Below are 13,666 nucleotides of genomic sequence, written 5' to 3' on the forward strand. Positions count from 1 at the left end.
CAATCATACCGCGCATCGGGTTGCATTGGATTGCAAAGATGGTGCCAAAATCGCTAATTTTGCACCTATGAGCGAAATCGACAGAATGAACGCTGAAATATTGCGTGCCTTGGCCGGGGATGGACGCATCAGCAATCTGGAGCTGGCAGACCGCGTCGGCCTGTCACCCTCTGCCTGTCTGCGGCGGGTTCAGGATCTGGAACGCCGTGGCGTGATCCGCGGCTATCGGGCGCGATTGGACCCGGTGCAGACCGGGCGCGCCTTTGTGGTCTATGTGGCCGTGGGGCTGTCAGAACACACCAAGGCCGCGCAGCAGGCGTTCGAACGCGCAATGGCGATCGCGCCCGACGTGGTGGAATGTCACAACGTGGCGGGTGCATTCGAATACATGCTGCGGGTCGAGGTGGCAGATCTGCCCGCCTACAAGGCGTTTCATTCCGATACCCTGGGCACCGTGCCGCATGTGCGGTCGATCACAAGCTATATGGTGATGGGAAGCCCGAAGGACCTGCGCGCCTGATTTTTCGACAGACTGACAAATGAAAAAGGCGATGCGCGGGAGGAGGTGCGCATCGCCTTTCCATTTGTGAGCGCAAACCTCGGGGAGGAGGTCGGGCTTGCGCCGGCGTCGGGCCCTCCGGGAGGAGGTAGAGGGTTCCGACGATGCGGACTGCCGCGGGAGGAGGTGCAGCGTCCGTATGCGAATTCAGGGTGCGGTGATGGCCGGGAGGAGGTGACCACCACCGCTGTCTGCATGGGTCCGACCGCAGGGAGGAGGAGAGCGGCGGACCCAGGTCTTTACCCGAATATCCGGCTGGGAGGAGGTAGCCATTTATCCGGGTCATCCGGGCCACCGCGGGAGGAGGTGCAGCGCCCGTATTCTGTTGTTCAAAACGGCGACCCCAACACGGGGAGGAGGTCGGTCAGGGCCGCCGCTTTGTGTTTTGCGCGCCCACCTGAAGGGAGGAGGTGGCGGGCGGCGCTGTCAGGTCGGAACCAGGGAGGAGGTTGGTTCGTTCCCGATTGGAATTCAGTTGCCGTAGGCTGCTTCGGTTGCGATGCTGCGGATCATCGAGCGGGAAATGCCCAGATCGGCCAGTTCGCGGTTGGTCAGCGCGGACAGTTCGTTTACCGTGTTGCGATAGACGCGGCGCTTTGCAGCGGCGTCGGCGATCTGCTTGCGCAAACCAGCGAAACGCTGGGTCAGGGACGGCGCGACGTTTGTGTTTGTGTAAGCCATGTTGTGTCTCGTCTTTGTTGTGTTCAGCATTGTTTGCCGCTTGTGACCAATATCTAGGATTATGCTGCACCTGCACAATAGCTGTCTCGTCAATGCTGCTATGCAGCAGGCGCAAGTTACTCTAGGTCTGTTACAAATCCTTTACGCTTGGGTTTTCGGGGCACTTGCACCTTGGGCACGCCGGGACCAGTGTGCGCGCGGTATCGCATGATCGCATTGAAGGGGGCACCGCATGGCGCTGGATAAACAGACAATCACATCGGAACTGGGGCGCGTCGGGCTGCCGGACGGCGGTGATCTGGTGTCGCGCGACATGATCCGTGCCCTGACGGTGGATGGCGGAACGGTCCGTTTCGTGATCGAGGCACCGGACGCTGCAACGGCCGCGCGCATGGAGCCGATCCGGGCTGCGGCGGTGAACATCGTTCGCGCAATTGACGGTGTTACGGATGTGTCTGCCGTTCTGACCGCGCACAGCGCGCCCAAGGCGGCACCAGCGGGGGCAGGCGATGCGCCCCCCAGCCTCAAGGTGGGGCGTCACCCGACGCCGCAGGCCGGTCCCGCGCGTGTGGCAGGGGTCGATCGCATCCTGGCGATCGGGTCCGGCAAGGGTGGCGTGGGCAAATCGACCGTTTCTTCCAACCTTGCCGTGGCGCTTGCGCGGCAAGGGCGGCGTGTCGGTCTGCTGGACGCCGATATATATGGTCCCAGCCAGCCGCGCATGATGGGCGTGAACACACGTCCCGGCAGTCCCGACGGCAAACGTATCATTCCGCTGCAGGCCCACGGTGTCACCATGATGTCGATCGGTCTGATGGTTGACCCGGCCAAGGCAGTTGTCTGGCGTGGGCCGATGCTGATGGGGGCGCTGCAGCAGATGCTGGGGCAGGTGGAATGGGGCGAGCTGGATGTCCTGATCATCGACCTGCCGCCCGGCACGGGTGACGTGCAGTTGACGCTGGCACAGAAAACCGAACTGACCGGTGCCGTGATCGTCAGTACACCGCAGGATGTGGCGCTTTTGGACGCCCGCAAGGCGATGGACATGTTCCGCACGCTCAAGACGCCGATCCTGGGTCTGGTGGAAAACATGAGCACCTTTCATTGCCCGCACTGCGGCGAGGAAACCCAGATATTCGGCCACGGCGGTGTTGCCCAAGAGGCCGAGGCGCTGGGGCTGCCGTTCTTGGGGGCTTTGCCCATTGATCTGCAGACCAGGGTCTCAGGTGATGCGGGTGTGCCTGTCGCGGCAGGCGAGGGGCCTGTTGCAGATGCCTATGCCGCGCTGGCCCGGCGGTTCATCGACGGTGGCATGGCCTGACAGAACACTGCGGCCCAGATTCGCCGATCCATTCTGAATCTCTGTGAATCGCCCCGGACAGCGTCAGGGGCGTTTCCGATTCTCGATTTTGCGCTGGAAATTTTCTACGATTTTGCCCTCTGTAGGGTCTTGACTGATGCGTGATCGACACGGCTGCGCCCCGACTCGCAGAGACAATGCAAACTTTTTTCAGCCATTGTGAACTTTATGGAACCGATCAGTTTTTAACTAGATGTAGTGTTTTTTATCCACAGGTATCGCAAATGTATTTTTCAGCCTGTGGATAACCTGCCGGTCACAGCCGCGTGAATCGGCGTGAGATTCAGCGTGATTCACAGAATTCCCATTTTAGGCGTTGCCGGATGATGAGTGACATGGCACAACTGGCTCACGGTAACGACGGGCAGACAAACAAGGGGCGCCAAAGACCCCACCGGCAAAAAGTCAGGTTTCATACAGGCCTCGTTTTTACTGCAAAAAGCGATCCGGCGCGCGAGCGAGCAGACATCCCCCCAGATGGCGCGCGCAGCTGGTCCCGCCCTTACTCCAAAGGGCACGAGACGGCGGGTTGAGTAGTGGCAGCTAACTCAATCCGCCGTTTCCACATTCAAGGACGCATTTGGGGCGGGCAGGAAGGATCACGGTGGACCTGGGTTTTACAGGCCAGTTTCAGTCGAAAGTGGATGGGAAGGGACGCATGTCCATCCCGGCCAAATTTCGTCGCGTGATCGAGGCCGGCGACCCCGAATGGTCCCCCGACAAACCCATGCAGGCCAAGATCCTGTTCGGCAATCACCTGGGCGAGAGCCTGCAGATCATGACCATGACCGAATTCAACGCCAAGATGCGGCGCATTCTGGACATGCCCGACAGCAACCCCAACAAATCCAAGCTGCGCCGCCTGTTCATGGGCTATTCGGACGAGCTGACCGTCGACAAGGACGGGCGCGTCGTGATGCCGCTGGCGTTTCGCAAGAAGTTGGGCATCGTCGAGGGTGAGCTGAAATTCATGGGGCAGGGCGATTCATTCCAGATCTGGAAGCTCGAGAACTTTGAAGGCGAGGTTGACGCCCCGCTGGATGACTGGATCGAAGAGCAGGGTGCCGATTTCGACCCGATGAGCCTGGTCGAGTAGGTCGAACGCATGTCATCTGCCAGCGACGCCCCCCACATTCCGGTTCTGATCAACGCGATTATCGACGCCTGTGCGCCGATAGGCGGCACCTGGCTGGACGGCACATTCGGGGCGGGCGGATACACCCGCCGCCTGCTGGATGCCGGCGCTGACCGGGTCATCGCGGTGGATCGTGATCCACTGGCGTTCGAAATGGCGCAGGACTGGATCGCAGGCTACGGCGACCGCATCACCTGTGTCGCCGGCGAATTTTCCAAACTCGACACCTATGCGCAGGACCTCGACGGTGTGGTGCTGGATCTGGGCGTGTCGTCGATGCAGCTGGACCTGGCAGAGCGCGGGTTTTCGTTCATGCGTGACGGCCCGCTGGACATGCGCATGTCGCAATCGGGTCCTTCGGCCGCTGATCTGGTGAACGCGGCCGAGGAATCGGAACTGGCCGACATCATCTATTTATATGGCGAGGAACGGATGAGCCGCCGCATCGCGCGGTCGATCGTTGCGGCCCGGCCCATCACGACCACGCTGCAACTGGCGAAAATCGTGGAATCCTGCCTGCCGCGCGCCAAACCGAACCAGTCGCACCCTGCGACGCGAACGTTTCAGGCGCTGCGCATCGCGGTGAATGACGAATACGGTGAATTGGCCGAAGGCCTGATGGCGGCTGAACGCGCATTGCGGCCCGGTGGCCAGCTGGCCGTCGTGACCTTTCATTCGGTCGAGGACCGGATGGCCAAACGGTTCATCCAGGCGCGCAGCGGCACAACGGCCAATGCCAACCGCTATGCCCCCGCACTGGAAGAGGTCACACCTGCCTTTACCCAGAAAACCCGCAAGGCGATCGCGGCGGATGCCGCAGAGGTCGCGGCCAACCCCCGTGCACGCTCTGCCAAATTGCGGGTCGCCACCCGCACCGACGCCCCGGCCGAATCCATCGCCCGCGCCGATCTGGGCATGCCGTTGAGGAAATCAGAACGATGATGCGTTTCGTGATGTATATTGCGGCTGCCCTGGCCGTGATGGGGCTTGGGTTCTGGGCCTATCAGGAAAACTATCGCACGCAGACAGCGATCAAGGATGTCCGCCGGCTTCAGGCGCAGATCGGCGATGCGCATGAACGTCTGGGCATGTTGCGTGCGGAATGGGCCTATCTGAACCGCCCGGACCGCCTGAACGATCTGGCAGAGCTGAATTTTGACCGGCTGGGTCTGCTGCCGTTGTCGCCCGACAGCTTTGGTGACGCGCGCTATATCGTCTATCCGATCCCCGATATCCTGCCGATCACCAACCCCATCGATGTGACCTCGATCGGTCCATCCAGCGAGGAGGACCCGTTGTGATCCGCACGCCGCTGCGCCCGCTTGCCCGCGTTCTCAAGGCCCGCGAGACGGGCGAGGACCCGTCTGTCATCGAAAAGGAAAACCTGCGCCTGCGTCACGAGGCGATGGCCGATCGCAGCCGCGCCCGGGCGGAATCGCGTTTGCTTCTCCTCGGGGCTGCCTTTGCCTTGGCCTTTGGAACCATCGGGGTGCGGATGTCCACGCTGGCCGCCTCTATGCCAGAGGAACCGCGCGTCGTGGACAGCGGCAATCCGATCATCGGCCAGAGGGCCGACATCGTGGATCGCAACGGCCGTATTCTGGCGACGAACCTCGCGACACATGCATTGTACGCGCAGCCGCACCAGATGATCGAACCCGAACGCGCGGCCCGCGAGCTGGCTCAGATCTTTCCCGATCTGAACGAAGAACGGCTGCTGAAGGATTTTACCGGCGCGCGGAAATTCGTCTGGGTCCGCCGCCAGATTTCGCCCGAACAATTGCAGCAGGTGCACGACATCGGATCGCCGGGCCTGTTGTTTGGTCCGCGCGAAATGCGACTGTATCCCAACGGACCGATTGCGGCGCATGTGCTGGGCGGCGCGTCCTATGGGCGCGAGGGCGTGTCCAGCGCCGAGGTCATCGGTGTTGCCGGGATCGAACGCCGGTTTGACGACCTGCTGCGTGATCCCGCCAACGAAGGCGCACCACTGGAATTGTCGCTGGATCTGACCGTGCAGGCCGCTGCCGAAGAGGTTCTGGCGGGGGGTATGGCCCTGCTGAATGCCAAGGGTGCGGCATCCATCATCATGGATATCCATTCCGGAGAGATCATTTCGCTGGCCTCTTTGCCGGATTTCGATCCCAACAATCGCCCGCCCGTGCTGACCACGGGCGACCAGTCCGACAGTCCGCTGTTCAATCGTGCGGTGCAGGGGGTCTATGAACTTGGCTCGACGTTCAAGATTTTTGCCGTGGCACAGGCGATGGAACTGGGGCTGATCAATCCTGCGACGATGATCGACACCACGGGACCGCTGACCTTTGGTCGCCAACGGATCCGCGATTTTCACCGCATGGACCCCGCCATGACTGCGACCGACGTGATCGTGGAATCGTCCAACACCGGCACGGCCCGCATCGCGCTTCAGATCGGCGGCCAGCGGCAAAAGGATTTCCTTGCAGACCTGGGCCTGACCGAACCCACGCTGATCGAATTGTCAGAGGCCCCGTCAGGGCGTCCCCTGCTGCCACCGCGCTGGGGCGAGGTGAACACGGCCACGATTTCATTCGGTCACGGAATCTCGACCTCGCCGCTGCATCTGGCACAGGCCTATGCGATTATCGCCAACGGCGGCACGCGGGTGACACCGACCCTGTTGCGGCGTGATGCGGCGCAGGTCGGTCCGCGCGTCATGCGGCCAGAGGTCGCCCAAAGATCCGTCGACATGTTGCGACAGGTGGTGACTCGGGGCACCGCATCAATGGGCGAGGTCGCGGGCTATCAGGTCGCGGGCAAGACCGGCACCGCCGACAAACCAAAAGCAAACGGCGGCGGCTATTACGACGACAAGACCATCACGACCTTTGCGTCGCTCTTTCCCGCATCTGATCCGCAGTATGTGGTGGTCGTGACCTTGGACGAACCCGTCGAAAGTGCGGGCGACGATCCCCGGCGCACGGCCGGTTGGACCGCGGTGCCGGTCGCGGCGGAAATGATACGGCGCGTCGCACCGCTGATGGGGATCAGACCACAGATTGAACCCACCGTGCAGGCTAGTGTAACACTCTCCTCGAACTGACGCCCGCCGGAGAACGACAATGTCCGAGATCAAGACCCTGCTGGACCTCGGGCTGCACGCGCGAGGTGGTCGGAACCCCCGTATTCTGGGTGTCGAAACCGACAGCCGCGCGGTCAAGCGCGGTTATCTGTTCGCAGCTCTGCCGGGCACGACGGTCCACGGTGCGGCCTACGTCGAAAAGGCGCTGTCCCAAGGGGCCGCTGCCATCCTGACGGATGCCGCAGGTGCGGCACTTGCTGCCGATGCGCTGGCTGCCAGCGATGTGGCGCTGATCGTCGCACAGGACCCGCGTCAGGCGCTGGCGCAGACCGCGTCGCTGTGGTTCGGGGCCCACCCCGAGGTCATGGTCGCCGTCACTGGCACGAACGGGAAAACCTCGGTCTCGACCTTTACCCGGCAGATCTGGGAACTGCTGGGCTATGCGGGGATCAACCTGGGCACCACGGGGGTCGAGGGCGCATGGACAGCACCCCTGCATCACACCACCCCCGATCCGGTCACGCTGCACCGTGTGCTGGCCGAGGCCGAAGAGGACGGCGTGACCCATGCCGCGATGGAAGCATCATCGCATGGACTGGATCAGCGGCGGCTGGACGGCGTCGTGCTGGCGGCTGCCGGTTTCACGAACTTTACCCAGGACCACCTGGACTATCATGAAACCTTTGACGCCTATTTCGAGGCCAAGATGGGCCTGTTCACCCGGGTGCTGACGCAGGACGGCGTGGCGGTCATCAACCTTGACGATCCACGCGGCCAAGAGGTCGCCAGCCTGTGCACCGCCCGCGGGATCGAGGTGATCGGCACGGGCCGCAGCCCCGATGCGCGGTTGCGGATCGTGGGCCAGCGTTTCGATGATACCGGCCAGGATCTGCAGCTGATGTGGCAGGATCGTCCGTTCCGGGCGCGTCTGAACCTGATCGGCGGATTTCAGGCCGACAACGTCGTCGTGGCCTGTGGTCTGGCGATCGCGGCGGGTGCCATTGCCGGGGATGTGTTTGCGACGCTGGACAGGCTGACGACCGTCCGGGGCCGGATGCAGCTGGTGGCGACCCGTGAAAACGGCGCGCCGGTCTTTGTCGATTATGCGCATACCCCGGATGCGATCCAGACGGCCCTGCGCGCGATGCGGCCACATGTGATGGGTCGGATCGTCGTGGTCGTGGGGGCCGGTGGTGATCGCGACAAGGGCAAACGCCCGCTGATGGGGCAGGCGGCCGCCGCCAATGCCGATCTGGTGGTGGTGACCGACGACAACCCCCGGTCCGAAAGGCCCGCCGATATCCGGGCGGCTGTCCTGTCAGGGGCAACCGCAGAAAACAGCGCCGAAGTGATCGAGGTGGGTGACCGGGCCGAGGCGATCCTGCGCGGGATCGACGCGCTTGGCCCCGGCGATGCGCTGCTGATCGCCGGCAAGGGACATGAGACAGGTCAGGTCGTGGGCGACACGGTGCTGCCATTCGACGATGCCGAACAGGCCAGTGTCGCGGTCGCCGCACTGGAGGGGCGGATATGACCGTGTTGTGGACCAGTGCCGATGCGGTAGCGGCCACCGGCGGCACGACGACGGCAGACTGGCAGGCGCAGGGCGTGTCGATCGATACCCGCACGATCCGGCCGGGCGATCTGTTCGTGGCGCTGACTGCTGCCCGTGACGGTCATGATTTCGTGGCCCAGGCGCTTGAAAAAGGGGCCGCTGCGGCCCTTGTCACCCATCGGCCCGCCGGGGTTGCCGATGACGCGCCCTTGTTGATTGTGGATGATGTTCTGGGCGGGCTGGTTGATCTTGCGCGCTTTGCGCGCGCGCGCACGGCTGCGCGGATCGTGGCTGTCACCGGATCGGTGGGCAAGACGTCGATCAAGGAAATGCTGCGTGCAGCACTTGCCCCGCAGGGGACGACCCATGCCGCAGAGGCGTCCTACAACAACCACTGGGGTGTGCCGCTGACACTGGCCCGGATGCCTGCCGATTGCACCTATGCGGTGATCGAGATCGGCATGAGCAATCCCGGCGAAATCGCACCGCTGTCGCGGCTGACGCGGCCGCATGTGGCCCTGGTCACCACGGTTGCCGCAGCCCACCTCGAGGCGTTCGAGAATCTGGCGGGCATCGCCCATGAAAAGGCGTCCATCGTCGCGGGTCTGGCCACGGGTGGCACCGCAGTTCTGAATGCGGACTTGGACACATCCGACATCTTGCGCGATGTTGCCGCGCAATCCGGCGCTGAAATTATCACATTTGGAACCTCGGGCGATTGGCAGGTCGGTGATGTGCGCATCACGGATGCGGCCACGATCATCGCGGCCCGGCATGCCGGAACAGACTATCTGTGCAAACTGTCCGTGCCTGGCCGCCATTTCGCCATGAACGCCGTCGCGGTTCTGGCCGTGTCCGATGCACTGGGCGCGGACCCCGCGCAATCGGCCATGAACCTGGGCCAATGGCTGCCGCCGCAGGGGCGCGGCACGCGCGAACAGGTGATCGTCGACCAAGGCGAAGAAAGTGGCACGATTGACCTGATCGACGATGCCTTTAACGCCAATCCCACGTCGATGACGGCAGCGCTGGAAGTTCTGGCCGCCAGCACACCGCGCGATGGCGTGGGCCTGATCCAGACGGGCCGCCGTATCGCGATCCTGGGGGACATGCTGGAACTGGGACCGGACGAAATGCAGATGCACGCGGACCTTGCGGCTTGCCCGCATCTGGCTGCGCTGACCACGGTTCACTGTGCGGGGCCGCGCATGCGCGCCTTGTTCGACGCCCTCCCGGCTGATCAGCGTGGCCAATGGACACCGAATGCCGATGACATGGCGGATGCCGTCATGGGCCTGATCGACGCAGGCGATGTCGTGCTGGTCAAGGGGTCCAAGGGATCGCAGGTCTCTCGCGTCGTTGACGCCATCCGAAAACTCGGGCATCGCTGACGCGCGGTCCAGCAAGGGAACCACATTATGCTTTACTGGCTCACAGCCCTGTCAGACGGCGGCGATTTTTTCAATCTTTTCCGTTACATCACCTTCCGCGCCGGTGGTGCATTCATGACGGCGCTGGTGTTCGGGTTCATCTTTGGCCTGCCCTTGATCAATGTTCTGCGCCGCACGCAGGGCAAGGGCCAGCCGATCCGCAGTGACGGCCCCGAGGGGCATTTCGTCAAGGCGGGCACCCCGACCATGGGTGGGCTGCTGATCGTGGGGGCGCTGACGACCTCGACACTTTTGTGGGCGCGCTGGGACAACCCCTACATCTGGATGGTGCTGTTCGTGACGCTGGGCTTTGCGGCGATCGGCTTTGCCGATGATTACGCCAAGGTCAGCAAACAGAAAACCGACGGCGTCCCCGGCAAGGTGCGTCTGGGTCTGGGGTTTGCCATTGCGGCAATTGCGGCCCTCTGGGCATCGTATTTTCACCCCGAGACCCTGCAATTCCAGCTGGCGGTGCCGGTTTTCAAGGATGTGCTGATCAACCTCAGTTTCTTTTTCGTGCCCTTCGCGATGATCGTGATCGTGGGGGCCGCCAACGCCGTCAACCTGACGGACGGGCTGGACGGGCTGGCCATCATGCCTGCGATGATCGCGGCTGGCACCTTTGGCATCATTGCGTATTTTGTTGGACGTGTGGATTTCGCGGATTCGCTTGGCCTGCATTACGTGGCGGATTCCGGCGAGATCCTGATTTTCTGTGCGGGTCTGATCGGTGGGGGGCTGGGGTTCTTGTGGTATAACGCGCCGCCGGCTGCCGTGTTCATGGGGGATACCGGGTCGCTGGCCCTGGGCGGTGCGCTGGGTGCAATCGCCGTGGCGACAAAGCACGAAATCGTTCTGGCCATCGTTGGCGGCCTGTTCGTGGTCGAGGCGCTGTCGGTGATCATCCAGGTGTTGTATTTCAAGCGGACAGGCAAACGCGTGTTCCTGATGGCCCCGATCCACCATCACTACGAGAAAAAGGGCTGGGCCGAGCCGCAGATCGTGATCCGGTTCTGGATCATTGCCCTGATCCTCGCGATGATCGGTCTTGCTACACTCAAGGTGCGGTAGACCCGCCCCAGCGAAAGGCATTGTCATGATCCCCGTTCAGGGTTTTGCGGACCAATCCGTTGCGGTTCTTGGCCTGGGGCGATCCGGCCTTGCGGCAGCACAAGCGCTGCGTGCGGGCGGGGCGCGGGCCATCGTCTGGGACGACAGCCCGCGTGGACGCGAGACAGCAGAGCTGGAGGGTTTCGAGGTCCGCGACCTGACACGGCCCGGCGCATTTGACGGAATTGCGGCGCTGATCGTCAGCCCCGGCATCGCGCATCTGTATCCGGCCCCCAACCCCGTCATCGCGGCCGCCTGGGATGCGGGCGTGCCGGTCGACAATGACATCGGCCTGTTTTTCCGGTCCTTTGCTACCGACGATTGGGATGGGTTCGACACGCAGCCACGTGTGATAGCGATCACCGGCAGCAACGGCAAATCCACCACCTCGGCGCTGTTGCATCACATTCTGGCTGAAAACGGTAGACCGACGCAGCTGGCGGGCAACATCGGGCGTGGTGTGCTGGATATCGAACCCGCCCACGACGGAGAGGTGGTCGTGCTGGAGCTGTCGTCCTACCAGACCGAACTTGCGCGGCATCTGACCCCGGATGTGGCTGTGCTGACCAATATCTCGCCGGATCATCTGGACCGCCATGCAGGTCTGGGCGGCTATTTCGCGGCCAAGCGGCGGCTGTTTTCCGAAGGTGGCCCGGACCGCGCGGTGATCGGCGTGGACGAGGATGAGGGACGGTATCTGGCCAACCAGCTGGTTGCCGATGTCAGTGATGACCGGCTGATCCGCGTGTCTGTCACGCGCAAGCTGGCGGATGGCTGGACGGTTTGCGCGAAAAAGGGGTTCCTGACCGAAAACAGGCGCGGCCGCCAGGTGGCGTCCATCGACCTGCGTGCAATCGCCGGACTGCCGGGGGCGCATAACCACCAGAACGCCTGTTGCGCCTACGCTGCGGCCAGAACGCTGGGCCTTGGGCCGCGCGGGATCGAGGCTGCGATGCGCAGCTATCCCGGTCTGCCGCACCGGTCGCAGGTCGTGGCCGAACGGGATGGTGTGACCTATGTAAACGACAGCAAGGCCACGAACGTGGATGCCGCGGCTCAGGCACTTCAGGCCTTTGGCCGAATCCGGTGGATCTGTGGTGGATTGCAAAAGGAAGGCGGTCTGGACGGGCTGCTGCCGCATCTGGGTTCCGTGGCCAAGGCCTATGTCATCGGCCGCGAGGCAGAGGATTTCGCCCGCCAGCTGACGGGGGTCACGGCGTCGATCTGCACGACGATGGACCGGGCGGTGGCCGAGGCCATGGCCGAGGCTGAACCCGGCGATGTGGTCCTGCTGGCACCGGCCTGCGCGTCATTCGATCAATACGACAGCTTTGCCGCGCGTGGCGATCATTTCGCGGAACTGGTCACGGACGCATTGCGCTAACAGCCGCGGACCCGTGCCGTGGAGAGCTGCGACCGGGTGTTGCAGGGGGCGCTCCCCCCGGCGCTTGCGCGCCTCCCCCGGAGTATTTCAGGCAAGATGATGCGCGGCCTTGGCGATGGCGGTGCCTGCGGCCCATCCCGACGACCAGGCCCACTGAAAATTGTAACCGCCCAGCCAGCCGGTGACGTCCACGGCCTCGCCAATGGCATAAAGCCCCGCAAGGTCCTTGGCCTCCATCGTGGCAGAGTTCAGCGCATCGGTGTCGATGCCCCCCAGGGTGACCTCGGCGGTGCGGTAGCCCTCTGACCCGGCGGGGGTCAGTTGCCAGTGGTGCAAACGTTGCGCGATGGCGGCCAGCCTGGCATCAGACAGATCGGCAAGGTTCGATTTTGGCAAGTCATCGGCCAGATACGCGACAAGGCGGGCGGGCAAATGTTGTGAAAGGACAGTGGTCAGGGCACGGCGACCGGCGGTCTGCCGCGCGGATTTCAGCAGATCGAACAGCGCGGTTTGCGGCGACAGGTCCAGCGTGATGCTCTCGCCCTCTTGCCAATAGCTTGACGCTTGCAGGATCGCGGGCCCGGACAGGCCACGGTGGGTGAACAAGGTGGCCTCTTCAAAGGCGGGCCCTTGTCCCTGCGCCCGGCTGTGCAGCGCGACACCGGCGAGCGGTTTGAAGGTATCGCCGAAGGTCAGTGGCACGAGGCCGGGACGGGGCGTGACCAGTGGCAGTCCGAATTGTGCGGCAATCTGATAGGCCAGTCCGGTCGCCCCCATCTTGGGGATGGATTTGCCGCCCGTGGCCAGAACGAGGTTGCGCGCGGTGATCCGCGTCTCGCGCCCCTCGCGCATCAGGCTGACCCGGAATGCGCCGTCATGGGTGATCTCGCCCACGGTGGTCTGCAACCACAGCTGTGCGCCGGCGCGATCCATCTCGGCGCGCAGCATTGCGATGATCTGTTTTGCGCTGTCGTCGCAAAACAGCTGCCCCAACGTCTTTTCGTGCCGTGCGATGCCGTGGGCGTTCACCAGATCGATGAAATCCCACTGGGTATAGCGCGACAGCGCCGACTTCATGAAATGTGGATTGGCACAGATGAAATTGGCTGGTTCCGCGTAAAGGTTGGTGAAATTGCAGCGCCCGCCACCGGAGATGCGAATTTTCTCGCCCGGTGCCCGTGCGTGATCGACCACAATCGTCGACGGTCCCGCATGGGCCGCGGCCATCATTCCGGCAGCACCGGCCCCCAATATCAACGTGTTCACCTGCATGACGGCGGGTTCGCCCGAAATGGCGGCGTTTGCAAGAGCCTGCCTGCGCAGGGGCCTGCGTCAATTAGAAGTAGAATCAGCGCCGCAATCGGGTTAACGTTTCCCTCAGACCCGGAGAA

At 63.2% G+C, this 13,666-nt stretch carries 12 protein-coding genes; 10 read left to right on the forward strand and 2 right to left on the reverse strand.

The window, feature by feature from the left end; genetic code table 11:
- The first annotated feature begins 67 nt into the window (after positions 1–67).
- Positions 68–520: an Lrp/AsnC family transcriptional regulator gene (locus AN189_RS03330; protein WP_056031042.1), complete on the forward strand. Its 453-nt coding sequence runs from the start codon at positions 68–70 to the stop codon at positions 518–520.
- A gap of 510 nt (positions 521–1,030) precedes the next feature.
- Here the strand turns inward: AN189_RS03330 and AN189_RS03335 are convergent.
- The gene (locus AN189_RS03335) at positions 1,031–1,240 is read right to left on the reverse strand and encodes a DUF1127 domain-containing protein (RefSeq protein WP_056032087.1); all 210 of its coding nucleotides are present in this window, start codon (positions 1,238–1,240) and stop codon (positions 1,031–1,033) included.
- A gap of 232 nt (positions 1,241–1,472) precedes the next feature.
- On the opposite strand from AN189_RS03335, the gene AN189_RS03340 reads away from it, so the two are divergent.
- From AN189_RS03340 to murD, 9 genes are all read left to right on the forward strand, one after another.
- Positions 1,473–2,561: an Mrp/NBP35 family ATP-binding protein gene (locus AN189_RS03340; RefSeq protein WP_056031046.1), complete on the forward strand. Its 1,089-nt coding sequence runs from the start codon at positions 1,473–1,475 to the stop codon at positions 2,559–2,561.
- Positions 2,562–3,258: 697 nt separating this feature from the next.
- Entirely contained in the window at positions 3,259–3,696 is a 438-nt protein-coding gene (locus tag AN189_RS03345) for a division/cell wall cluster transcriptional repressor MraZ (protein WP_056032090.1), read from the forward strand.
- Positions 3,697–3,705: 9 nt separating this feature from the next.
- Positions 3,706–4,677, forward strand: coding sequence for a 16S rRNA (cytosine(1402)-N(4))-methyltransferase RsmH (gene rsmH / locus AN189_RS03350; RefSeq protein WP_056031048.1), 972 nt, complete (start codon positions 3,706–3,708; stop codon positions 4,675–4,677).
- Positions 4,677–5,036 (forward strand): hypothetical protein, encoded by a 360-nt coding sequence (locus tag AN189_RS03355; RefSeq protein ID WP_056032093.1) that lies wholly within the window; start codon positions 4,677–4,679, stop codon positions 5,034–5,036. The genes rsmH and AN189_RS03355 overlap by 1 nt, the downstream gene beginning before the upstream one ends.
- Positions 5,033–6,817 (forward strand): penicillin-binding protein 2, encoded by a 1,785-nt coding sequence (locus AN189_RS03360; protein WP_056031051.1) that lies wholly within the window; start codon positions 5,033–5,035, stop codon positions 6,815–6,817. The genes AN189_RS03355 and AN189_RS03360 overlap by 4 nt, the downstream gene beginning before the upstream one ends.
- A 19-nt stretch (positions 6,818–6,836) precedes the next feature.
- The gene (locus tag AN189_RS03365; RefSeq protein WP_056031054.1) at positions 6,837–8,330 is read left to right on the forward strand and encodes a UDP-N-acetylmuramoyl-L-alanyl-D-glutamate--2,6-diaminopimelate ligase; all 1,494 of its coding nucleotides are present in this window, start codon (positions 6,837–6,839) and stop codon (positions 8,328–8,330) included.
- Positions 8,327–9,742, forward strand: a complete 1,416-nt coding sequence (gene murF, locus AN189_RS03370; RefSeq protein ID WP_056031057.1) for a UDP-N-acetylmuramoyl-tripeptide--D-alanyl-D-alanine ligase — start codon at positions 8,327–8,329, stop codon at positions 9,740–9,742. The genes AN189_RS03365 and murF overlap by 4 nt, the downstream gene beginning before the upstream one ends.
- 27 nt (positions 9,743–9,769) lie before the next feature.
- Entirely contained in the window at positions 9,770–10,852 is a 1,083-nt protein-coding gene (mraY, locus tag AN189_RS03375) for a phospho-N-acetylmuramoyl-pentapeptide-transferase (protein ID WP_056031059.1), read from the forward strand.
- Between the two features lie 25 nt (positions 10,853–10,877).
- Positions 10,878–12,275 carry a UDP-N-acetylmuramoyl-L-alanine--D-glutamate ligase gene (murD, locus tag AN189_RS03380; protein WP_056031062.1) on the forward strand — a complete coding sequence of 466 codons (1,398 nt, stop codon included), beginning with the start codon at positions 10,878–10,880 and terminating at the stop codon, positions 12,273–12,275.
- A gap of 87 nt (positions 12,276–12,362) precedes the next feature.
- Here murD and AN189_RS03385 read toward each other — a convergent pair whose 3' ends face one another.
- On the reverse strand, positions 12,363–13,547 hold the full coding sequence (locus tag AN189_RS03385; RefSeq protein WP_056031065.1) for an NAD(P)/FAD-dependent oxidoreductase: 1,185 nt from the start codon (positions 13,545–13,547) through the stop codon (positions 12,363–12,365).
- Between the last annotated feature and the right edge of the window lie 119 nt (positions 13,548–13,666).

It is taken from the genome of Loktanella sp. 3ANDIMAR09, from assembly GCF_001420005.1.
Taxonomy (GTDB): domain Bacteria; phylum Pseudomonadota; class Alphaproteobacteria; order Rhodobacterales; family Rhodobacteraceae; genus Loktanella.

What these genes read in the sequence shown, in the direction of transcription:
- AN189_RS03330 (WP_056031042.1), top strand. Translation starts at nt 68, where the DNA reads ATGAGCGAAATCGACAGAATGAACGCTGAAATATTGCGTGCCTTGGCC.
- AN189_RS03335 (WP_056032087.1), bottom strand. Translation starts at nt 1,240, where the DNA reads ATGGCTTACACAAACACAAACGTCGCGCCGTCCCTGACCCAGCGTTTC.
- AN189_RS03340 (WP_056031046.1), top strand. Translation starts at nt 1,473, where the DNA reads ATGGCGCTGGATAAACAGACAATCACATCGGAACTGGGGCGCGTCGGG.
- AN189_RS03345 (WP_056032090.1), top strand. Translation starts at nt 3,259, where the DNA reads ATGTCCATCCCGGCCAAATTTCGTCGCGTGATCGAGGCCGGCGACCCC.
- rsmH (WP_056031048.1), top strand. Translation starts at nt 3,706, where the DNA reads ATGTCATCTGCCAGCGACGCCCCCCACATTCCGGTTCTGATCAACGCG.
- AN189_RS03355 (WP_056032093.1), top strand. Translation starts at nt 4,677, where the DNA reads ATGCGTTTCGTGATGTATATTGCGGCTGCCCTGGCCGTGATGGGGCTT.
- AN189_RS03365 (WP_056031054.1), top strand. Translation starts at nt 6,837, where the DNA reads ATGTCCGAGATCAAGACCCTGCTGGACCTCGGGCTGCACGCGCGAGGT.
- murF (WP_056031057.1), top strand. Translation starts at nt 8,327, where the DNA reads ATGACCGTGTTGTGGACCAGTGCCGATGCGGTAGCGGCCACCGGCGGC.
- mraY (WP_056031059.1), top strand. Translation starts at nt 9,770, where the DNA reads ATGCTTTACTGGCTCACAGCCCTGTCAGACGGCGGCGATTTTTTCAAT.
- murD (WP_056031062.1), top strand. Translation starts at nt 10,878, where the DNA reads ATGATCCCCGTTCAGGGTTTTGCGGACCAATCCGTTGCGGTTCTTGGC.
- AN189_RS03385 (WP_056031065.1), bottom strand. Translation starts at nt 13,547, where the DNA reads ATGCAGGTGAACACGTTGATATTGGGGGCCGGTGCTGCCGGAATGATG.